The 20,935-nt window shown below is 67.7% G+C and carries 16 protein-coding genes; 9 read left to right on the forward strand and 7 right to left on the reverse strand.

Annotation, left to right across the window (positions count from 1 at the left end):
* The first annotated feature begins 10 nt into the window (after positions 1-10).
* Positions 11-967: a carbohydrate ABC transporter permease gene (locus tag AK36_RS09445; protein ID WP_014724275.1), complete on the forward strand. Its 957-nt coding sequence runs from the start codon at positions 11-13 to the stop codon at positions 965-967.
* Between the two features lie 20 nt (positions 968-987).
* Positions 988-1,839, forward strand: a complete 852-nt coding sequence (locus AK36_RS09450; protein WP_011881166.1) for a carbohydrate ABC transporter permease — start codon at positions 988-990, stop codon at positions 1,837-1,839.
* A gap of 305 nt (positions 1,840-2,144) precedes the next feature.
* On the opposite strand, the gene AK36_RS09455 is transcribed toward AK36_RS09450, so the two are convergent.
* The 4 genes from AK36_RS09455 to AK36_RS09470 form a co-directional block, all read right to left on the reverse strand.
* Positions 2,145-2,825, reverse strand: coding sequence for a hypothetical protein (locus AK36_RS09455; RefSeq protein WP_144410636.1), 681 nt, complete (start codon positions 2,823-2,825; stop codon positions 2,145-2,147).
* 402 nt (positions 2,826-3,227) lie between these two features.
* Positions 3,228-3,416 carry a hypothetical protein gene (locus AK36_RS09460; RefSeq protein ID WP_014724274.1) on the reverse strand — a complete coding sequence of 63 codons (189 nt, stop codon included), beginning with the start codon at positions 3,414-3,416 and terminating at the stop codon, positions 3,228-3,230.
* A 176-nt stretch (positions 3,417-3,592) separates the two neighbouring features.
* A complete protein-coding gene (locus AK36_RS09465; RefSeq protein ID WP_045578350.1) occupies positions 3,593-5,044 on the reverse strand; it encodes a DEAD/DEAH box helicase in 1,452 nt (483 codons plus the stop codon).
* Between the two features lie 69 nt (positions 5,045-5,113).
* Entirely contained in the window at positions 5,114-6,595 is a 1,482-nt protein-coding gene (locus AK36_RS09470) for a nitronate monooxygenase (protein WP_045578351.1), read from the reverse strand.
* 608 nt (positions 6,596-7,203) lie between these two features.
* Between AK36_RS09470 and AK36_RS30880 the strand changes: the two genes are divergently transcribed.
* The 5 genes from AK36_RS30880 to AK36_RS09490 all read left to right on the forward strand — a co-directional run bounded on the left by AK36_RS30880 (position 7,204) and on the right by AK36_RS09490 (position 13,770).
* A complete protein-coding gene (locus AK36_RS30880) occupies positions 7,204-7,416 on the forward strand; it encodes a heme-binding protein (RefSeq protein WP_011881160.1) in 213 nt (70 codons plus the stop codon).
* Positions 7,413-9,587 carry a malate synthase G gene (locus tag AK36_RS09475; protein ID WP_011881159.1) on the forward strand — a complete coding sequence of 725 codons (2,175 nt, stop codon included), beginning with the start codon at positions 7,413-7,415 and terminating at the stop codon, positions 9,585-9,587. Before AK36_RS30880 ends, AK36_RS09475 begins: the two co-directional genes overlap by 4 nt.
* Before the next feature lie 444 nt (positions 9,588-10,031).
* Positions 10,032-11,594 (forward strand): sensor domain-containing diguanylate cyclase, encoded by a 1,563-nt coding sequence (locus AK36_RS09480; RefSeq protein WP_045578352.1) that lies wholly within the window; start codon positions 10,032-10,034, stop codon positions 11,592-11,594.
* A 116-nt stretch (positions 11,595-11,710) separates the two neighbouring features.
* Positions 11,711-13,093 carry a cache domain-containing protein gene (locus tag AK36_RS09485; protein WP_034193757.1) on the forward strand — a complete coding sequence of 461 codons (1,383 nt, stop codon included), beginning with the start codon at positions 11,711-11,713 and terminating at the stop codon, positions 13,091-13,093.
* A gap of 32 nt (positions 13,094-13,125) precedes the next feature.
* Entirely contained in the window at positions 13,126-13,770 is a 645-nt protein-coding gene (locus tag AK36_RS09490; RefSeq protein WP_011881156.1) for a response regulator, read from the forward strand.
* Positions 13,771-14,023: 253 nt separating this feature from the next.
* Here AK36_RS09490 and AK36_RS09495 read toward each other — a convergent pair whose 3' ends face one another.
* A complete protein-coding gene (locus AK36_RS09495) occupies positions 14,024-14,620 on the reverse strand; it encodes an MlaC/ttg2D family ABC transporter substrate-binding protein (protein ID WP_011881155.1) in 597 nt (198 codons plus the stop codon).
* A 328-nt stretch (positions 14,621-14,948) separates the two neighbouring features.
* On the opposite strand from AK36_RS09495, the gene hpnN reads away from it, so the two are divergent.
* Positions 14,949-17,582, forward strand: coding sequence for a hopanoid transporter HpnN (hpnN, locus tag AK36_RS09500; protein ID WP_045578353.1), 2,634 nt, complete (start codon positions 14,949-14,951; stop codon positions 17,580-17,582).
* Positions 17,575-18,642 carry an MlaA family lipoprotein gene (locus tag AK36_RS09505; protein ID WP_045578354.1) on the forward strand — a complete coding sequence of 356 codons (1,068 nt, stop codon included), beginning with the start codon at positions 17,575-17,577 and terminating at the stop codon, positions 18,640-18,642. Before hpnN ends, AK36_RS09505 begins: the two co-directional genes overlap by 8 nt.
* 234 nt (positions 18,643-18,876) lie before the next feature.
* Here AK36_RS09505 and AK36_RS09510 read toward each other — a convergent pair whose 3' ends face one another.
* Both AK36_RS09510 and AK36_RS09515 read right to left on the reverse strand, forming a co-directional pair.
* On the reverse strand, positions 18,877-20,040 hold the full coding sequence (locus tag AK36_RS09510) for a GGDEF domain-containing protein (RefSeq protein WP_045578355.1): 1,164 nt from the start codon (positions 20,038-20,040) through the stop codon (positions 18,877-18,879).
* A gap of 187 nt (positions 20,041-20,227) precedes the next feature.
* The gene (locus tag AK36_RS09515; RefSeq protein ID WP_011881151.1) at positions 20,228-20,935 is read right to left on the reverse strand and encodes a phosphorylase; all 708 of its coding nucleotides are present in this window, start codon (positions 20,933-20,935) and stop codon (positions 20,228-20,230) included.

Here is a 20,935-nt window from a genome sequence, read left to right on the forward strand (position 1 = left end):
GAGGCTTGCCGTGTCCAGTCCGACCACGTCCCGATCCGTTCGAACGCCTGCCGGCGGGGCCGCCGCACCGCCGGCGCGCGGGCCGAGCGCCGCGCTGCCCGCGCGCCGCCCGTCGCCTGCCGCGCGGCGGCAGCGGCGCGCCGCCTGGCTGTTTCTCGCGCCGGCCTGCGCGATGGTGGCCGTCTATGTGATCTGGCCGATCCTGTCGACGCTGTGGTTGAGCCTGTGCAACTGGGACGGGATGACCGAGCGCACCTTCGTCGGCCTCGCGAACTACGCCGAGCTGCTGCACGCGCCGACGTTCTACACCGCGCTGCGCAACAACGTGATCTGGCTCGCGATGTTCATGCTCGCGCCGCCGCTCGGCCTCGCGCTGGCGCTGTACCTGAATCAGGCCGTGGCCGGCATCCGGCTCGTGAAGTCGCTGTTCTTCGCGCCGTTCGTGCTGTCGGGCGTGGTCGTCGGGCTGATCTTCTCGTGGTTCTACGATCCGACCTTCGGGCTGCTCGCGCTGATCGCCGGGCACGGCATTCCGGTGCTCGGCGATGCGCGCTACGCGACGTTCGGCATCGTGCTCGCCGCACTGTGGCCGCAGACCGCGTACTGCATGATCCTGTACCTCACCGGCCTCACGTCGGTGAACCCCGAGCAGATCGAAGCGGCGCGCATGGAAGGCGCGCGCGGCTTCGCGCTGCTGTGGCACGTCGTGCTGCCGCAGTTGCGGCCGACCACGTTCATGGCGATCGTCGTCACGGTGATCGGCGCGCTGCGCAGCTTCGACCTGATCTCGGTGATGACGGGCGGCGGCCCGTTCGAGAGTTCGACCGTGCTCGCGTATTACATGTACGACCAGGCGATCAAGTACTACCGGCTCGGCTATTCCGCGTCGATCGCGGTCGTGCTGTTCGCGATCATGCTCGTCTACATCGTGTTCCAGTTGCGCCGCATGCTGCGCAACGAGCAGTGACTTTCGGGAGTTCACTCATCATGTTTCCGACACCCGTTGCCCAGTGGAAGCCGGTATCGCGCCGGCTGTACAAGCTGTCGCTGCCCGTCGCGCTCGTGATCTGGCTGCTGCCGATGATCGCCGTGTTCGTCACGTCGGTGCGCTCAACCGAGGAGCTGGTCGAAGGCCACTACTGGGGCTGGCCGCGGCATTTCTCGATGATCGAGAACTATCGCGATGCGCTGACCACGTCGCCGATGCTGCATTACTTCTGGAACAGCGTGCAGATCACGGTGCCGTCGGTGCTCGGCTCGATCGCGCTCGCGGCGATGGCCGGCTTCGCGCTCGCGACGTATCGGTTTCGCGGCAATACCGCATTGTTCGGCACGTTCGTCGCGGGAAATTTCGTGCCGGTGCAGGTGCTGATGATTCCGGTGCGCGATCTGTCGCTGCGGCTCGGGGTGTTCAATACGGTCGAGGCGCTGATCCTGTTTCACGTCGCGTTTCAGACGGGCTTTTGCACGCTGTTTCTGCGCAACTTCATCAAGCAGCTGCCGTTCGAGCTGATCGAGGCGGCGCGCATCGAAGGCGCGGGCGAGTGGACGGTGTTCTGGCGGATCGTTCTGCCGTTGATCCGGCCGGCGTTGGCCGCGCTCGCGATTCTGGTGTTCACGTTCGTGTGGAACGACTACTTCTGGGCGCTGTGCCTCACGCAAGGCGACGAGGCCGCGCCGATCACGGCGGGCGTCGCGGCGCTGAAGGGGCAATGGACGACGTCGTGGAACCTCGTGTCGGCCGGGTCGATCCTCGCGGCGTTGCCGTCGGTCGCGATGTTCTTCGCGATGCAGAAGCACTTCGTCGCGGGGCTGACGTTCGGGGCGACGAAGGGGTGAGGGTGGCGCGGTGCGCGGTGCGCGGTGCGCGGTGGCGGTGGCGGTGCGCGGTGGCGGTGCGCGGTGGCGGTGGCGGTGCGCGGTGGCGGTGGCGGTCGCAGATCAGGAGTTCGTCCTCTTCATCGAGAGGTTGCCCGCTTCGGCGGGCTTTTTTCTGGCGATCCGGGGAACGTTATCGATTTTCGACCGAGGACACCAGAGTAACTGTTGAGCGCTATCACGAAGCCACGCTAGCCAATTGCTACTCATGTCTGCGGCCGACCGTACACACATTCTTGAAATTGTCCGTACATCCCGATGCTACGTCAGTAATGGAAGCCATGACTTCTTACACCATCGGAGTCCCCTCTCATTCCACGATAAAAATCCGATAATCCCAGCAATTTCATGATTTTTTTCGTCCTCAAAACTCCGAACAATTCATCCCTTAAGGTCGCAAGAAAAAACAGTGTGCTGATGGAAATAGTCGCCACAAACAACATGCAGATCACCAAACGCAGTTCATTCCACGAATTTATCGCGAATGAAAATAATATCAACGCGCCAAAAAATAGTATCGTATTCACTATCAAAAACATGTAGAAAACCATCTTGCCAAAGCCATTTTTCAACACTTCGGGCAGGCCCGGCGCGAACACGATAACCCGCTGCTCGGGATTATTTACTGCGACCAGATGGCCCTCGCCTTTAAAGACAACTGCAACTTTATCCCCATCCTTGAAGGGAACCGTCTCAAACCATCCACGCATTAGCTTCCCGGCCATCTCCATCTCGATCCAATACCCTTCAGGCAACTTCGGGCGTGCCCTATCGGAATCATTTGCTATCGCACTGTTTAGCGCCATCGCATCATCGCCGATCGCCGCAAGCATCAAAGGCGCGACTTCCCTAGCCACATCTTCGAAATCACCAAATTTAGATCGTTGATAGTGGGCGCGCGTTGAGCGCAGGTTCGATACAACGCAACCAAGCGAATGAAAAATCATTGTTCCTCCCAGCGATGGCGGCGACTTATTTTACTGTTGCAGCGCAGCTTGAAGAGCGATGCACGCATACGGACCAAGTTAATGCGGCGGTGCCACCAGTCGAGGACGGCGGGAGGTATCAGCATCCCCGACGGCGCGACACGCCTCTGCGATACACCTCGGCGCAGCTACGGAAACGCGCCGCGCGTGACTCGACTGCGATGGCATAGCGCATCGCAATTCGCTGGGTACATGCTTGTCCGCGCGCTGGGTGGCGGCTGGAATGTCCCGGCATGAATTTGGCGTCCGCATCGGTAGCATCCCGGGGCACTCGACGGCCTGCGCTAGCGGGCATCACCGTGGCCCGCCCAAACAACACCACACCGCACCGCCATCACCGGCCGCTCACCATCGACATCCGCATCAGCGACGCGTCATATCGACGGACAGGATTTCGAACCCCGGTTCGGCGTGTTCGTTCGCCGCCGCGAGTGCTTCGTCGTAGGACAAAAAGGACATGGCGTCCTCGATCACGGGCGCGAGGCCGATGTCGCCGTCCTCGCCGGTGCAGAGGAATTGCTCGCCGGTTTTAACCACGTAGATGTTCGCCATGTGGCCCTCGATGGTTTGCATGGGGGAACTTCCAGTCTAGCTGTCATGGTCCGGTTCGCAACTTCGACGGCAGGCCGGCCAGCCGGATTGCCGCCGCTGCCTGGAAGAACCTTGCGCCCGTATGTACCCGCCGCAACGCGTACGAGCCTTCGCCCGAACGCGGATCAGCAACAGGCTCAGCCTTTGCCGCGCCCACCCGTCGCTTTGCCCGCCGAGCCCGAACCACCGCCCGGCTTGCCGCCCGATTTACCGCGCGGCTTCTGCACGCTGAACGGGCTGCCGCTGATCACGCTTTTCGCGCCTTTCCCGCTTGCCGCACCCGCGCCGCCCGCGCGCTTCGCCCCCGGCTTGCCGCTCCCTTCCCCACTCCGCGGCCGCGCCTGCTTGCCCGGCATCGGCTTGGCGGCCGGCGCGGCCTGCAACACTTTCGGCTTCTTCGGCTTTTTCGGTTTCTTGATGAGCTGGCCCGTCGCGCTGGTTTCCGGCACGCGATGCTCGGCTTCGAATCCAGGCTCTTCCTCGCGGCGCAACGTCTTGCCGATCAGCGCCTCGATCGCAGCCAATTGCGGCGCTTCGTCCGCGCACACGAGCGACACCGCGACGCCGCTCGCACCCGCACGCCCGGTCCGGCCGATGCGGTGCACATAGTCCTGCGCGACGATCGGCAGATCGACGTTGATCACCATCGGCAGATCGTCGATGTCGAGGCCGCGCGCCGCCACATCGGTGGCGACGAGCATCTGCACGTCGCGCGCCTTGAAGCGCTCGAGCGCGCACAGACGCGCCGGCTGCGGCTTGTCGCCGTGAATGGTGTCGACCGCATAGCCGGCCTCGTCGAGCATGGCCGCCAGGTAATCGACGCCCGCGCGCGTCTTGACGAACACCAGCGCGTGCTCCCACTTGTTCTCCGCCACCAGATGCATGAACAGTTCCGGCTTGTTGCGCTTGTCCACCGGCACCACCCACTGCTTGATCCGGCTGGCCGTCGTGTTCGGCGGGCTCACGCTGATGTTGACGGGGTTGCGCAGAATGGTCGCCGCCATCGCGCGGATGTCGTCGGTGAACGTCGCGGAGAACAGCAAGGTCTGACGCCGGGCCGGCAATGCGGCGAACACGGCGTTGAGCTCGCGGGCAAAGCCGAGGTCGAGCATGCGGTCGGCTTCGTCGAGCACCAGCGTTTCCACCTGATCGAACTGCACCGCGTTCTGGCGGTTCAGGTCCAGCAGACGGCCCGGCGTGGCGACCAGCACGTCCACGCCTTTGCGCAGCTTCATCATCTGCGGGTTGATGCTGACGCCGCCGTACGCGGCCAGAAAGCGCAGGTCCAGGCCCTTGCCGTATTCGACGAAGCTCTGCAGCACCTGCTCGGCCAGCTCGCGCGTCGGCACGAGGACCAGCACGCGCGCGCGGTTGCTCGACACCGCCGGGCCATGCTGCACCAGCCGCTGCAGCAACGGCAGCGCAAAGCCGGCAGTTTTTCCGGTGCCGGTTTGTGCCGCGGCCATCACGTCCTTGCCGCCGAGCACCGCAGGAATCGCGTTGGCCTGCACCGGCGTCGGTGTCTGGTAGTTGAGATCCTGCAGAGTGCGCAGCAGAGGATCGATCAGGCCAAGCGAGGCGAAGGACATGGACGTATTCCGGGCTAAAACCGCAATTCTAGCGGTTGCCGCGCCGCCGGCCCGCGGCTGCGCGCATTCCTACGCGCGGCCCGCGCCCGTCTTCCGCAGCCGCATGTCGACCGCGCCGACGTTCTTCTCGTGCGCGACCAGCATCAGCGACAACGCGTGATGGATATCCGGGTTCGCGAGCGTGGGCAGCAGCGCCTGCAGCCTGCGCACGACCCAGCGCTGCCCGCGGTTCAGGAACGCCATGCGCTCGCCCAGATCGTCGATCGCCATCGCCTTTTGGTAGAACGCGCCGGTCGCACGCGTCGGCGTGGCTCCGAGCGTGCGGATCGCGTCCACCAGCACGCTGCACCAGTGCGCTTCGTCCTGACGAATATGCGCGATCAGCCGATGCAGGTCGGGATCGTCGTCGATCTCGGCCGCCGTCTCCGATGCGACGCGTGCGCCCGCGCGCTCGGCCTCCAGCAGTTCGTCGAGCGCGGCCAGCAACGCGCTGCGGTCGGCGTCCGCGTCGGCCGGGCGCGCCGCGCCGGTGCCTTGGCCGAGGCGCGCCGCCGCATCGAGCGCGATCCGGCGCAGCACGTCGCCGGCCGGCTCGATCGCCCGGATGCGGCCGACGCCCGTGCCCGCATACAGCGCCATCGCCTCGAAATCGCCGGTCATCGTGCGCAGCGGAGAATCGGTGCTGAACAGATAGATCGGCCGCCCTTCCTCGTCGCCGATCACCACGCGCGCGTCGCCGAACGGATCGCCGCGCTCGCCGCGCGTGACGCTCGACGGCAACACGCGCACGCGCGCGCCGCGCGGCCAGTTGATGTGAAAGACGTCGGTCAGCAGCGTGTCGCCGTCGCGTGCGTCGACGATCCGCTGCTGGTGATATGGATGCGCGAACGACTCGTGCGTCGCGATGAACGCGGTGCCGATCACCGCGCCCTGCGCGCCGAGCGCCATGGCGGCGGCCACGTCGGCACCTTCGGCGATCCCGCCCGCGGCCAGCACCGGCAAGCGCGTCGCGCGCACCACCTGTGGCAACAGCTCGACGAGCGGCCGATCGCCGCGCACATGCCCGCCGGCCTCGTGCCCCTGGACGATCAGCGCGTGCGCGCCGGCCGCGTCGGCCGCCTGCGCGTCGTCGAGCGAGCCGACCTGATGAACCACGCGCACGCCCGCATCGCGCAGGCGCCGCACGACGTCCGGCATCACGTCCCAGAACAGCGCGACGACCGGCACCCGCAATTCGATGCATGCATCGAGCTGCGCGTCGAGCAGTTCGCGCGGCGTCGACGCCGGAATCAGGTTCACGCCGAACGGTTGCGCGGTGGCCGCGCGAACCCGCTCGACCTCGCGCCGGATCAACGCGACCGGCTCACGCACCATCCCGAGAAAACCGAACCCGCCGGCGGCGCTCACCGCACTCGCCAGCTCGGCCCGCGCGACACCGCCCATGCCCGCGAGCACGATCGGCCAGGCACAGCCGAGCAGGTCGCACACGGGGCGATGCAGAATCTCTACGGCGCGGGCGTCGAGCCCGTCGCCACGCGTCGGAATCGACATGCAGCGTCCTCCTTTCTGGATCGGCGGCGCACCACGGCCGACCGCCCGCGGCGCGCATTGCGCGACAGCGAAACGGAGCGTGGCGAACCGCACATCGAATTGCTCACATTGTGACATATCCGACCGTTCGGCCGCGGCGGCAACCGGTATTGCCCGATATTCGTCGCTACAGCGGCGGCGGCGCATCGGCCCGCTCGATGCGAGTCATGTCGATCACGACAGCGGCAACTGTCGACCGCATCACACACTGCGATTCGTCGCGCTCGCAGGTGCAGCCAACGCACGCTCGGACATGCTCGCGCAGCAGCGCTGCCGGCCCTGACCGAAGGGATGCGCCGTCACCGCATTGTAGAACCGCGCACGCCAGAGATCGTTCCGCCTCCACAGCCGCATGCGGCGATGAAGCGCGCTGATGTCGCGCCGGCCAGCCCGAAGGCCACGATCGGCCTCGCCCCCGGTCTGCGCACCGACGGAGGCAGGCGCTGCACCCACCGGCGGCACGATCGACGACAGTAGCACGTCAGCGCATACCGGAACTTGACGCGCCGCCGGGCACGATCGCGCCTGGGCTTGACGCCGCCCGGGGCGCTACGCGCGCGTATGGGGATATGATCCACAGTGGCCGCACCGCGTTTCCGGGCGCGCCGCGCGCGGGCTTGCCCGAAGGCGGCGCGCCGGTCACGGCGGGCGGCCGTATTGCGGGCGCGATCGGTGTGTCCGGCGTAGAGTCCGGACCGGATGCACGGCTCGCCCGCGCGGCATACAAAGCGTCGCGGCCTGATCCGCGCGCGTTTTCCATTCCCCGGGAGGAATCACGATGATCGACCAAGCAGGACTGCAAGTCGCGCCAGCGCTGAGCCAGTTCATTGAAGACGAAGCACTGCCGGGCACCGGCATCGACAAGGCCGCATTCTGGAGCGGTTTTTCGGCGCTGGTGCACGAGTTCGCGCCGCGCAACCGCGAATTGCTCGCGGAGCGCGAGCGCCTGCAGCACGAACTGGACGCGTGGCACCGCGCGCACCCCGGCCCGGTACGCGACCATGCCGCGTACCGCGCATTCCTCGAACGAATCGGCTACCTCGTGCCGGTCCCGTCGAACGTCGCGGCAGCCACCGCGAACGTCGACAGCGAGATCGCGACGCAGGCCGGCCCACAGCTCGTCGTGCCGCTGTCGAACGCGCGCTACGCGCTGAACGCCGCGAACGCGCGCTGGGGCAGCCTGTACGACGCGCTGTACGGCACCGATGCGCTGCCCGAAGACGGCGGCGCCGAGCGCACCACGGCCTACAACCCGACGCGCGGACAGCGCGTGATCGACTACGCGCGCAACGTGCTCGACAACGCGGCGCCGCTCGCGAGCGGTTCGCACCGCGACGCGCTGCGCTACCGCGTGGAGGACGGCCAGCTCGCCGTCGAAACCGCCAGCGGCGTCGTGCACCTTGCGCAGCCTGCGCAGTTCGTCGGCTACCAGGGCGCAGCCGGCGCGCCGTCCGCGATCCTGCTGAAGCACAACGGCCTGCACGTCGAGATCCAGATCGATGCGTCCACACCGATCGGCCGCGCGGACCTCGCAAACGTGAAGGACGTCGTGCTCGAAGCGGCGGTCAGCACGATCATCGACTGCGAGGATTCGGTCGCGGCGGTCGACGCCGACGACAAGGTCCAGCTGTACCGCAACTGGCTCGGGCTGATGCAGGGCACGCTGGTCGAGGAAGTCGCGAAGGGCGGCAAGACCTTCACGCGCCGCCTGAACGCCGACCGCGAATACACGACGCCGGCCGGCGGCACGCTGACGCTGCACGGCCGCTCGCTGCTGTTCGTGCGCAACGTCGGCCATCTGATGACCAACGGCGCGGTGCTCGATCGCGACGGCAACGAGATCCCGGAAGGGATCCTCGACGGCGTCGTCACGACGCTGTGCGCGCTGCACGACCGGAAGGCCAAGCGCAACTCGCGCACCGGCTCGATCTACATCGTGAAGCCGAAGATGCACGGCCCGGTCGAGGTCGCGTTCGCCGACACGCTGTTCGCGCGCATCGAGGATCTGTACGGGCTGCCGCGCAACACGCTGAAGATGGGCATCATGGACGAGGAGCGCCGCACCAGCGTGAACCTCGCCGCCTGCATCGCGGCGGCGGCCGGGCGCGTGGCGTTCATCAACACCGGCTTCCTCGACCGCACCGGCGACGAAATGCACACCGCGATGGAAGCCGGCCCGATGATCCGCAAGGGCGACATGAAGTCGTCGGCGTGGATCGCCGCCTACGAGCGCAACAACGTGCTCGCGGGCCTGTCGGCCGGCCTGCGCGGCCGTGCGCAGATCGGCAAGGGCATGTGGGCGATGCCCGACCTGATGCACGCGATGCTCGAGCAGAAGATCGCGCATCCGCGCGCCGGCGCGAACACCGCGTGGGTGCCGTCGCCGACCGCGGCGACGCTGCATGCGCTGCATTACCACCTCGTCGACGTGCAGGCCGTCCAGCAGGCGCTCGAAAAGACGCCGTACGCGAGCGAGCGCGACGCGCTGCTCGAAGGGCTGCTGACGGTCCCGGTGGTCGAACGCGCCGAGTGGAGCGACAGCGAGATCCTGAGCGAAGTCGAGAACAATGCGCAGGGCATCCTCGGCTACGTCGTGCGCTGGGTCGAACAAGGGGTCGGGTGCTCGAAGGTGCCGGACATCCACGACGTCGGCCTGATGGAAGACCGCGCGACGCTGCGCATCTCGAGCCAGCACATCGCGAACTGGCTGCGCCACGGCGTGATCACCGAGGCGTTCGTACTGGACGTGTTCAAGCGGATGGCGCGCGTCGTCGACCAGCAGAACGCGGGCGATCCGAACTACCGGCCGATGGCGCCCGACTACGAGCAGTCCACCGCGTTCGCCGCGGCATGCGCGCTCGCGCTGCAGGGCACGTCGCAGCCGAGCGGCTATACCGAGCCGCTGCTGCATCGGTTCCGGCTCGCGTTCAAGGCGCAACAGCAAAGCGCGTAAGCAGCCGCACGCGGGATTTCCCGCATGCGTTTTGACGAGACGGGTGGCCGATTTCGGCCGCCCGTTTTTCAATATGAATATCGCGGCTCGCGTCCGCGCAATCGGTCACCCAATTGCCTTCCGCGCGCAATTTGCAAGTAGAGGTTAAAACCCCAATTTGATCCGAATCAACGGTGCGCGACATATTCAGCGCCACTTGATGCGCGCGTTATACTCGGACCCATCTGCGGCACGATTCGTACGACCTTCGATTCACGAATAAACCCATCCGCGAACGCAATCTGATCGGTTCGCCCGGATGCGATTGCCGATGATCGGCATTCGTCTTTCGATGGTCCGTCAGCGCGGGCGCCCCGGGGGCGCGTATCGGACCGCCACCCACATGTCACACGAATAAACGCATCGGCTCGCCGTCCGGCCGCGATGCCCATCGTTCCACGCACCATGGCTGAAACCGACTACGCAGTGCCCAGCGAATCCCGCCGGACCGGCCGCGTCGTCGCTCGCGTGCGCCGTGCGCTGCTGCCGCACCTGATCTTCTACTCGGGGCTGCTGATCGGTCTGCTGCTGTTGCTGCTGTGCGCGATCGTGCTGTACGAAGGCCGCATCGACGCGCGCGACCGCGCCCGCACCACGCAGCAGAACATCGCGCTGATGGCGTCGTGGGACATCGAGCGCAACATCGAAATCTACTCGCTGTCGCTACAGGCGGTCGTCGACGGCGCGAACGACCCGGCAGTCGCGAATCTGCCGATGCCGCTGCGGCGCCAGGTGCTGTTCGACCGCGCGACCACGGCCAAATACCTCGGCGGCATCTACGTGCTCGACGCGAACGGCGACATCGCGGTCGACGGCAAGACCGACATCCCGCGCAAGTTCAACTTCGCCAACGAAGCGTATTTCGCCGTCCATCGCGATCATCCGGACGTCGGGCTGTACGTGAGCGACCCTTACCATTCGCGGCTGCGCGACGGCTCCCTGAGCATCGCGCTCAGCCGACGGATCACGCGGCCCGACGGGTCGTTCGGCGGCGTCGCGGTGATGTCGATCCGGCTCGAATATTTCCAGAACCTGTTTGCGCGGCTGGCGCTCGGCGATCGCGGCTCGGTCGCGCTGATCAAGACCAACGGCCGGATGGTCGCGCGTCAACCGTACGATCCGTCGATCGTCGGCCGCGACATCAGCCATGCAAGCACGTTCCGCCATTTCATGACGGCAAGCGAGGGCAGTTTCACCGACACCGCGACGATCGACGGCGTGCGCCGCCTGTACGTGTTCCGCCACCTCGAGAACCTGCCGCTGATCCTGATGGTCGCGCGCTCCGAAGCCGACACCTACGCCGCGTGGTACGACCGCGCGATCCCGATCGGCTCGGCGATGGTCGCGCTCGCGATCGGCTTCATCGGGCTGTCGCTGCTGCTCGACGTGCAGTTGCGCAAGCGCCAGCGCGCGGAAGCCGAGCTGCAGGCGCTGGCGCGCACCGACGGCCTCACCGGGCTCGACAACCGCCGCATGCTCGACGTCACGCTCGCGCGCGAATGGCGGCGCGCCGCGCGCTCGCAGCACGCGCTGTCGCTGCTGTTCGTCGACGTCGATCATTTCAAGCGCTACAACGACACACAGGGCCATCAGGCCGGCGACGATGCGCTCGCCGCGGTCGGCCGCTGCATCGCCGGCTGCCTGCGCCGGCCGGCCGATTACGCGGCCCGCTACGGCGGCGAGGAATTCGTCGTCGTGCTGCCCGACGTCGACACGGACGGCGCCGTCGCGATCGCCGAGACGATCCGCACCGGCATCCTCGATCTCGGCATCCGCCACGATGCGGGCATGTGCGGCCGCGTGACCGCGAGCATCGGCGTGACGACCTGCTATCCGGAACGCGGCGACACCATCCAGGCCGCGCTGAAACTCGCCGACGACGCGCTGTATCGCGCGAAGGCGAGCGGGCGCAACCAGGTCGTCGTGCACACGGCGGCCGACGGCGAGCGCGCACCGCGCCGCGCCTGAGCGGCGGCCGGCCGGCACCGACCGTCGCCGCGCACCGCAAAATCGCCGACAATGTCGGCTCGCCGCGCCGCCGCGCGCAGCACGCGTGCGCACCGCCGCGCCCGCTTCGGACCACCATGAGACTCAAGGCGAAGATATTCCTCCTGGCCATCGTGCCGTTCCTGCTCGCGATCGCCGGGATCGGCTTCGGCGTGCGCCAGCAGGCGACCTCGCTCGCTCGCACGCAGCACGCGACGATCGAGGCGGCGTATCTGGCGAGCAAGGAAGGCGAGCTCAAGCATTACGTCGAGCTCGCGACCAGCGCGATCATGCCGCTGTACGAAGCGAGCGGCCGCAACGGCCGCGACGACGCGATGCTGCGCACGCAGGCGCTCGCGATGCTGCAGAAGATGGACTTCGGCCCGGACGGCTATTTCTTCGTATACGACCTGCACGGCAATTCGCTGATGCATCCGCGCGAGCCGGAGCGGGTCGGCCACAACTTCTGGTCGATGCGCGACCCGCAGGGCGCGCTGACGATGCAGCAGCTGATCGGCGCCGCGTCGCACGGCGGCGGCTACGTGCGCTACGCGTGGCAGCGGCCGTCCACCGGCAGGATCGCACCGAAACTCGGCTACGTCGTCGCGCTCGATCGCTGGGGCTGGATGCTCGGCACCGGCATCTATCTCGACGACGTCGACACCGCGCTGCAGCGCATCGACGCGCGCGCGTCGGCGAACATCGAGCGCACGATGAGCTGGCTCACCGCGATCGCGCTGACCGGCGCCGCGGCGATCGCCGTGTGCGCGCTGGTGCTCAACGTCAGCGAGTCGCGCAGCGCCGACGCAAAGCTCAAGCAGCTCGCGCAGCGCGTCGTCGAATCGCAGGAACAGGAGCGCGAGCGCTTGTCGCGCGAGCTGCATGACGGGATCAGCCAAATGATGGTGTCGGCGAAGCTGATGCTCGAATCCGCGCTCGCGCGCTTCGAGCGCGGCGCGACGCGCATGCCCGCAGCCGAGCAGGCGCTCGCGTCGGGCATCGGCCGGCTCGGCGACACGCTGCGCGAGGTGCGGCGCATCTCCCATGCGCTGCGCCCGGCGATGCTCGACGATCTCGGCCTCGCGGCCGCGCTCGAGCAGCTCGTGCGCGAACTCGGCGAGCAAAGCGGCATCGACATCGGCTACACGCAGGTCGCGCACAGCGGCGCGCGGCCGTTGCCGGCGCCCGTCAACACGGCGCTGTTCCGGATCGCACAGGAAGCGCTCAGCAACATCGTGCATCATGCGCATGCGTCGCGCGCGGCCGTCACGCTCGACGTCGGCGCGCATGCGGTCACGCTGAGCATCGCCGACAACGGCTGCGGCTTCGATGCCGAGCGCACGCAAACCGACGCGCGCCGCGGAATCGGGCTGCGCAACATGCGCGAGCGCCTCGACGCGCTCGGCGGCACGCTGACGATCGCGTCGCAGGTCGGCCATACCGTCGTGGCCGCGCGCGTGCCGCTGCGCGCCGCCGCGTGACGGCGCGCCACCATAACCGGAGACCTTTGCCGATGAGCCCACCCGACACCGCCCGGCCCGCCGCCCGACTGCTGCTCGTCGACGATCACCCGCTGGTGCGCGACGGGCTGCGGATGCGGCTCGAGGCCGCCGACCTGTCCGTGGTCGGCGAAGCCGGCAACGCGGACGAAGCGCTCGCGCTCGCCGCGTCGCTCGAGCCCGATCTCGCGCTGATGGACGTCGGCATGAACGGGATGAACGGCATCACGCTCGCCGGCGTCTTCCACGAACGCTTTCCGGCGATTCGCGTGCTGATGCTGTCGATGCACGACAACCTCGAATACGTGACGCAAGCGGTGCGCGCCGGCGCGAGCGGTTATCTGCTGAAGGATTCGCCGGCGAGCGAGATCGTGCGCGCGATCGGCGCGGTGCTGGCCGGGCAGACGTTTTTCAGCGAAGGGCTGGCCGCGCGCATGATCCACGCGAGCGCGACCGCGTCGCCGCTCGACCGGCTGACGCCGCGCGAACGCGACATCCTCGACGCGCTGGCCGAGGGGCTGTCGAGCAAGCAGATCGCGCAGCAGACGGGGCTGTCGGTGCGCACGGTCGAGACGCACCGGCTCAATCTGAAACGCAAGCTCGACATCGAAGGGCAGGCGGAGCTGATCAAGTTCGCGGTCGAGCATCGGCGGCGGTAGCGGGGCTGGGCAGGGCGCGCGCGTGCGTCGCGTGGCAGTTCCACCGTCGCGCAGTGGCCATGTGCGGCGGCGGCGACCGCAAAAGGAGGTCGTCGCCTGCCGAGCGGATGGCCCGCCACGGCATCGCCCCGTTCACGCGACGTATATCACCCCGTCGACCGCTTGCGCACGCCAGCTGGATTTCGGCCGCACGCCAATGAAAAAGGGCGCCCTGGAGCGCCCTTGATTCATACGGACCGACCGAGCGCGTCGCTCAGTTCGTGCGCGCGTTGTGCTTCTGCAGATACGCGATCAAGCCGTCGATGCCGCCCGACGCGAGCTGGCTCTTGAACTGGCCCTGATAGACCTGGATCAGCCATGCGCCCGACATGTCGATGTCGTAGATCTTCCAGTCGTTGCCGACCTTGCCGAGCCGGTAGCCGACCGACTGGCTGTCGCCGGGCGTCGTCACCGTCGATTGCACCAGCGCATCGGCGCCCGATGCACCGCCGGCCTTGAACGAGAACTTCGCGTCCTGGCTGCCGAGCTGCGCGAGCGACGCCGCATAGGTGCGCGTCATCAGCAGCTTGAACTGCTTGTACAGCTCCTGCTGCTGTTGCGGGTTCGCCTGCTTCCAGGCGTCGCCGACCGCGATGCGCGTCGTGCGCTCGAAGTTCGTCGCGGGCAGGAAGCGCTGCTCGACGACTTGCGTGACCTTCGCCATGTTGCCGCTGCGCGCGACCGGATCGGCCTTCATCGCATTGACGGTGCCTTCGACCGCATTGCGGACGACGTCGACCGGCGCGCTCTGCGCGAAAGCGGAAACCGACACGGCGGCCGCCGCGACGAAAGCAAACAGATGACGTTTCATACGGATATTCGCACTCGATGAGAAAAAACGGCCGGCGCATTGCACCGATTGCAGCGGCCGGTGGGTCGAAGTATAGCGGCCCGCACGCGCGCCTGCCGTGCCGTGACCGACTGTTACCTTTCAGCCCCCTTTGTCACAGCCGCTGCATAGCGCGGCGAGGCGTGCCGATTATTAAGCACACGCTTACCAATTGCCGGTGCGCGGGGCCGATTCCCGCTATGCGGAGCAAATATCCTTCCCGCCCCTTTACGAGCCATCGTCACGACCGAGCGCACGTTGCGCCGGTATACTCGTTGCTTTGCCCTTGCCAGCCGCTCCCCACCGCCAAATGGTGACATCTCTCATCATCCGACTCGTTGCATGGTCGGTACGCCGCCCCGTCCTGGTCGTCGTGCTGTCGCTCGTCATTGCCGCATGCAGCGGCGTGTACGTGGCACAGCACTTCAAGATCAACACGGACATCAGCAAGCTCGTCGATGCCGAGCCGCAATGGGCCGCGCTGGGTCAGGCGGTCGACAACGCGTTCCCGCAACGTAACGGCACGATCCTCGCGGTCGTCGAGGCGCCCGCGCCCGAGTTCGCGACGGCCGCCGCGCACGCGCTCACGGGCGCGCTGCAAAAGCAGTCCGACGCGGGCCGCATCGGCCAGGTCGCCGAGCCCGGCGGCGGGCCGTTCTTCGAGCACAACGGCCTGTTGTTCCTGTCGCCGCAGGAAGTGTCGGACACGACGACGCAACTCGCGAGCGCGCGGCCGCTCGTCAACGAGCTCGCGAAGAACCCGAGCCTGACGGGCCTCGCGACGACGCTGTCCACGCTGCTCGGCCAGCCGCTGCTGACCGGCCAGGTAAAGCTGCCCGAGATGGCCAAGCTGCTCGCGCGCAGCGCCGCGACGGTCGACGACGTGCTGGCCGGCAAGCCGGCCGCGTTCTCGTGGCGCGGGCTGGTCGACGCCGACGCCGCACGGCAGCCGGCGCGCGCGTTCGTCACGGTGCAGCCGGTCGTGAACTACGGCGCGCTGAAGGCCGGCGCCCAAACCACGCAGGTGATCCGCGACACCGCGAAGGCGCTCGACCTCACGCAACGCTATGGCGCGGTCGTGCGCATCACCGGCGAGCAGCCGCTCGCCGACGACGAATTCGCCTCGGTCGAAGACGGCGCCGCGCTCAACGGCGTGCTCACGCTGCTCGCGGTGCTCGTGATCCTGTGGCTCGCGCTGCGCTCCAAGCGGATGATCGGCTCGGTGCTGGTCACGCTGTTCGTCGGCCTCGTCGTGACGGCCGCGCTCGGCCTCGCGATGGTCGGTTCGCTGAACATGATCTCGGTCGCGTTCATGGTGCTGTTCGTCGGCCTCGGCGTCGATTTCTCGATCCAGTACGGCGTGAAGTACCGCGAGGAACGCTTCCGCGACCCGCGCATCGATCACGCGCTGATCGGCGCCGCGCACTCGATGGGCATGCCGCTCGCGCTCGCGACCACGGCGGTCGCGGCGAGCTTCTTCTCGTTCATTCCGACCGCCTATCGCGGCGTGTCCGAGCTCGGCCTGATCGCGGGCGTCGGGATGTTCATCGCGCTGCTGAGCACGCTCACGCTGCTGCCGGCGCTGCTGCGCCTGTTCGCGCCGCCGGGCGAATCGAAGACGCCGGGCTTCCCGTGGCTCGCGCCGGTCGACGATTTCCTCGATCGCCATCGCAAGCCGATCCTGATCGGCACGCTCGGCGTCGTGATCGGCGCGCTGCCGCTGCTGCTGTTCCTGCGCTTCGACTTCAACCCGCTGCACCTGAAGGATCCGCACAGCGAATCGATGGCGACGCTGCTCGCGCTGAAGGATTCGCCCGAAGCGGCCGTCAACGACGTCACGCTGCTCGCGCCGTCGCTGGCCGCGGCCGACGCGGCCGCCAAACGCCTCGACGCGCTGCCGGAAGTGGGGCGCACGACCACGCTGTCGACCTTCATTCCGACCGACCAGCCGGAGAAGCGCGCGGCGATCGCCGCGGCCGCGAGCGATCTGCTGCCCGCGCTCACGCAGCCGGCCGCGCCGCCCGCCACCGACGCGCAGCGCGTCGCCGCGCTCAAGCGCGTGTCGGACCTGCTGAGCTACGCGGCGGAAGATCATCCGGGCCCGGGCGCGGCCGCCGCGCAGCACCTGTCGGCATCGCTCGCGAAGCTCGCCGCAGCCGACGCCGCGACGCGCGATCGCGCCGAACACGCGTTCGCCGACACGCTGCGCATCGCGCTCGAGCAGCTCGCGACGCTGCTGCAACCGCAGGACGTGACGCGCGAATCGTTGCCGCCGCAACTGGTGCGCGACTGGGTCGCGCCGGACGGCCACGCGCTCGTGCAGATTTCGCCGAAGGTGCCGAAGGGCGTCGACCCGAACGACGACACGATGCTGCGCCGCTTCGCGAAGGCCGTGAAGGCGGCCGAACCGGGCGCGATCGGCGGCCCGATCTCGATCCTGCATTCCGCGGAGACGATCATCAAGGCGTTCCAGCACGCGGCGCTGTGGTCGATCATCTCGATCACGATCCTGTTGTGGATCACGCTGCGCCGCTTCGGCGACGTGCTGCGCACGCTGGTGCCGCTGCTCGTGTCGGGGCTCGTGACGCTCGAGATGTGCGTCGTGCTCGGCATGTCGCTGAACTTCGCGAACATCATCGCGCTGCCGCTGATGCTCGGCGTCGGCGTCGCGTTCAAGGTGTACTTCGTGATGGCGTGGCGCGCCGGGCAGACGGGGCTGCTGCATTCGAGCCTCACGCACGCGGTGCTGTTCAGCGCCGCGACGACGGCGACCGCGTTCGGCAGCCTGTGGCTATCGCACCATCCGGGCACGTCGAGCATGGGCAAGCTGCTCGCGCTCGCGTTGACCTGCACGCTGATCGGCGCCGTGGTATTTCAGCCCGTTCTGATGGGCAAACCGCGCGTGAAGCGCGTCAAGAACCAATCGCAAGGAAACAATGAATAAGGTGCGAATCATGACGGTGACCGTCGCCGCCGGCGCTCTGCTGAGCGGCTGCGCGACGGGCCCGAACCGCAACCCCAACGACCCGTTCGAGCCGGTGAATCGAGCGGTGTACACGTTCAACGACACGGTCGACACGCACATCGCCCAGCCGATCGCGAAGGGCTATCAGAAGATCACGCCGACGCCGCTGCGTACCGCGATCAGCAACTTCTTCTCGAACCTCGGCGACCTCGGCAACATCGCGAACAACCTGTTGCAGCTGCGCATTACCGACGCGACGCAGGATCTGATGCGCGTCGCGATGAACTCGGTGTTCGGCGTCGGCGGCCTGATCGACATCGCGACGCCCGCAGGGCTGCCGAAGCATCACCAGGACTTCGGGCTGACGATGGCGCGCTGGGGCATGCCGGCCGGTCCGTACCTGGTGCTGCCGGTGTTCGGGCCGAGCACGATCCGCGACGGCGTCGGCCGCGCGGTCGACGTGCGCTTCAACCTGCTCAACTACATCGAGCCGGCCGTGCGCAATCCGATGTACATCGCGCAGTTCGTCAGCGCGCGTTCGGACCTGCTCGGCGCGACCGATCTGCTGAAGCAGGCGGCGCTCGATCCGTACTCGTTCGTCCGCGATGCGTATCTGCAGCAGCGCAAGTCGCTCACGTTCCACGGCGAATCGGCGTCGGCCGAAGCGCCGAACTACGCGCAGCCCGATGAATCGGGCGCGGCGCCGGCGGCCGCGCCGTCCGCGCCGGGGCTGCCGAATTACGAAGATCCGGGCGACGCGGGCGGCGCAGCGGGTGCAGCGCCGAACAATGCGCCGGCCGCGGCCGGCTTGCCGCAGTACGACGATCCGGGCGCGGACAGTGCGATGCCTGCGAGCCCGGCGGCTGCTTCTGCCGTGCCTGCCGCGTCCGCCGTGCCTGCTGTGTCTGCAGCACCCGCTGCGGCGCTGGCAACGCCTGCATCGGCGTCGACCGGCGCAACGACTGCGCCGGCCGCCAACGGCGCACCGATCGCGCCGGCAATGCCGACGCTCCCCGCGAGCGCGCCTGCCGCGCAGTAACGCGGCACCGCGCCGGCCGCAATGCCGGCGAGCGCTGCATCATGCAGCGCTCGAACCGTCGACGAACCCCATGTTTCTCGGAACATGGGGTTTTGTTTCTTGGGCGGCAGCATGGTTGACGCGGTATGGCGCGATCCGTTCGAGCAAGCCCGCGAGATCGCTACCAGGTCGCCGTCACGAAGCCGTGTAGAAGCCCCCGCACGCGTGCCCGACGCGCAGCGCAACCGCTCGCCGTTACACGATGGCGAGGTCCCCGTGAAGGCACACCCGGTTGCGTCCCGAGCGCTTCGCCTCGTAGAGGGCTGCGTCCGCTCTCGCGCTCAGGTGGTCCAGGGTTTCGCCCGCTCGCCAGCCGGCCACGCCGCAACTGATGCTGTATCGACACGGCCCGGCGGCGGTCGTCATGGGCTGGGCGGCGACTGCATGGCGCAGTCGCTCCGCGATGGCCCGCGCGTCGTCCAGCGCCGTTGCCGGCAGCAGCACGGCAAATTCTTCGCCGCCCATGCGGCCAAGCACGTCGCCACGCCTCAGTTGCATCTGCGTCACGCGGACGAATTCGCGCAGCACGGCGTCCCCGCCAGCATGGCCGAGCGTATCGTTGATCGCCTTGAAATGATCGAGATCGACGATCAGCAGCGCGGTCGGCGAACCCTGCCTGCCCGCTTCCGCCAACTGGACGTGTGCAACGGCTTCAAAGCCCTTGCGCGAAAGCGCGCCGGTGAGGAAGTCGCGGTTCGCGGCCTCGCGCGCGTCGGCGAGCAGTACGTCGTGCACCATCATCATCGAGGACATCGATAGCGTCGGCATGATCGCCGCGGCCGCGACCAGCAAGATCACGTTGCCGGTGGAGGCGAACATCAGCGGGCTCGACGCTTCGTCCAGCGTCATGAAATAGATCCCGCGCGCGATCTGGCATAACGCGAAGAGGAATGCCATCGCGGCGGTCACGCGATAGGAATAGGCCGAGCGTCCGGACGGGCGGTGCCGGAGCACCAGAAGCGCGACCGCGATGCAAACCGCAGCAGTGAACAGCGTGGTGACGAGTACACGAAGCGGAATGCTGTCGACCGCATAGCGCCAGTAGACGAGCGCGATTCCCAGCGGCAGAAGGGAGACCATCAGCACCGGCCAGTGGGCCGGACGCCCCAGAAAACGGGCACAGCCGGCATAGTAGGCGACGGCCGCCCATGCCATCAGCATGTTTGCAGCAACGACGGACAGGGTATCCGGAATCCTGAACCGCATCAGGAACAGCGGCAGAGCGATGACGGTCGCGACATTGGCGGCGAACCATTCGAGCACGCCCGGTATCCCCGATCGGAGCAGCGAACCGAGCAGCACCAGCAGCACCGCGCTCATGAGTGCGGACGTGGCGATAGCCATGGCAGGATCGAGCATGTCAGTCGTAGACCAAATCGGGGTTCGCCAGATTACCGCGGAACGCGGCGCGAATCTCGACGACGATGTGCTGCTCATCGCGGCAGCCGCAATCCCGACGCTCGATTTTCCGCGAACGACGCTCGTGTGCGCGTGCGCGAAATCAGGCAACGCAGCGGCACGAGAAACGAAACGCGGCGCGCGCCGCTCAGACCATCCGCATCGCGCCCGCACGCTCGAACGCGTGCCGCGCCTGGATCAATGTCGTGCGCGCCGCGCGCGCGTCGGCGGCCACCTGCAGCAGCGGGCCGAGCTGCGACGGCTGCTTCAGCAGTTCGCGCAGGATCGGCAGGATGGCCGTGCTGCCGTCGTCGCGCAGCCCGGCCGTCGCCGCGCGCGGCAGCGTGCGCCAGGCGGGATCGACGATCGCGCGGCACACCGCGAACGGCACGCCGCGCGACGCCGCGAACGCGGCTGCGATATGCGATTCCATGTCGACCGCGAGCGCGCCCTTGGCGCGATGCAGCGACGTCTTTTCCTGCTCGCTGACCACCGGTGCGCCGACGGCCGCCATCGTGCCGCGCGTGACGCGCGACCACACCGGCGTGTCGTGCAACGCGGCGACGAGCCGCGTGCTCCACGCCGGATCGGTCTGCACGCGGCCGAACGGCCCGTCGATCGCGTCCGCGATCACGAGCGCGCCCGGCGCCAGATCGGGCGCGAGCCCGCCCGCCGTGCCGAAGCTCACGATGCCCGCACAACCGCGCGCGGTCGCCTCGGCGAGCGCGCGCTCGAGCCGGTCGGCGCGCGCGGCGAATACGGCCTCGACGCCGTGACCGCGCGCGATGCGCGCCTCGAACGCCATCCCCGTGACGGCGATGACGGGCAACGTGCCGGTGTGCAGCGTCGCAGCCAC

This window comes from Burkholderia vietnamiensis LMG 10929, from assembly GCF_000959445.1.
Lineage (GTDB): Bacteria > Pseudomonadota > Gammaproteobacteria > Burkholderiales > Burkholderiaceae > Burkholderia > Burkholderia vietnamiensis.

What these genes read in the sequence shown, in the direction of transcription:
- AK36_RS09450 (WP_011881166.1), top strand. Translation starts at nt 988, where the DNA reads ATGTTTCCGACACCCGTTGCCCAGTGGAAGCCGGTATCGCGCCGGCTG.
- AK36_RS09455 (WP_144410636.1), bottom strand. Translation starts at nt 2,825, where the DNA reads ATGATTTTTCATTCGCTTGGTTGCGTTGTATCGAACCTGCGCTCAACG.
- hpnN (WP_045578353.1), top strand. Translation starts at nt 14,949, where the DNA reads ATGGTGACATCTCTCATCATCCGACTCGTTGCATGGTCGGTACGCCGC.
- AK36_RS09505 (WP_045578354.1), top strand. Translation starts at nt 17,575, where the DNA reads ATGAATAAGGTGCGAATCATGACGGTGACCGTCGCCGCCGGCGCTCTG.
- AK36_RS09480 (WP_045578352.1), top strand. Translation starts at nt 10,032, where the DNA reads ATGGCTGAAACCGACTACGCAGTGCCCAGCGAATCCCGCCGGACCGGC.
- AK36_RS30880 (WP_011881160.1), top strand. Translation starts at nt 7,204, where the DNA reads ATGATCCACAGTGGCCGCACCGCGTTTCCGGGCGCGCCGCGCGCGGGC.
- AK36_RS09495 (WP_011881155.1), bottom strand. Translation starts at nt 14,620, where the DNA reads ATGAAACGTCATCTGTTTGCTTTCGTCGCGGCGGCCGCCGTGTCGGTT.
- AK36_RS09460 (WP_014724274.1), bottom strand. Translation starts at nt 3,416, where the DNA reads ATGGCGAACATCTACGTGGTTAAAACCGGCGAGCAATTCCTCTGCACC.
- AK36_RS09485 (WP_034193757.1), top strand. Translation starts at nt 11,711, where the DNA reads ATGAGACTCAAGGCGAAGATATTCCTCCTGGCCATCGTGCCGTTCCTG.
- AK36_RS09490 (WP_011881156.1), top strand. Translation starts at nt 13,126, where the DNA reads ATGAGCCCACCCGACACCGCCCGGCCCGCCGCCCGACTGCTGCTCGTC.
- AK36_RS09470 (WP_045578351.1), bottom strand. Translation starts at nt 6,595, where the DNA reads ATGTCGATTCCGACGCGTGGCGACGGGCTCGACGCCCGCGCCGTAGAG.
- AK36_RS09475 (WP_011881159.1), top strand. Translation starts at nt 7,413, where the DNA reads ATGATCGACCAAGCAGGACTGCAAGTCGCGCCAGCGCTGAGCCAGTTC.
- AK36_RS09465 (WP_045578350.1), bottom strand. Translation starts at nt 5,044, where the DNA reads ATGTCCTTCGCCTCGCTTGGCCTGATCGATCCTCTGCTGCGCACTCTG.
- AK36_RS09510 (WP_045578355.1), bottom strand. Translation starts at nt 20,040, where the DNA reads ATGCTCGATCCTGCCATGGCTATCGCCACGTCCGCACTCATGAGCGCG.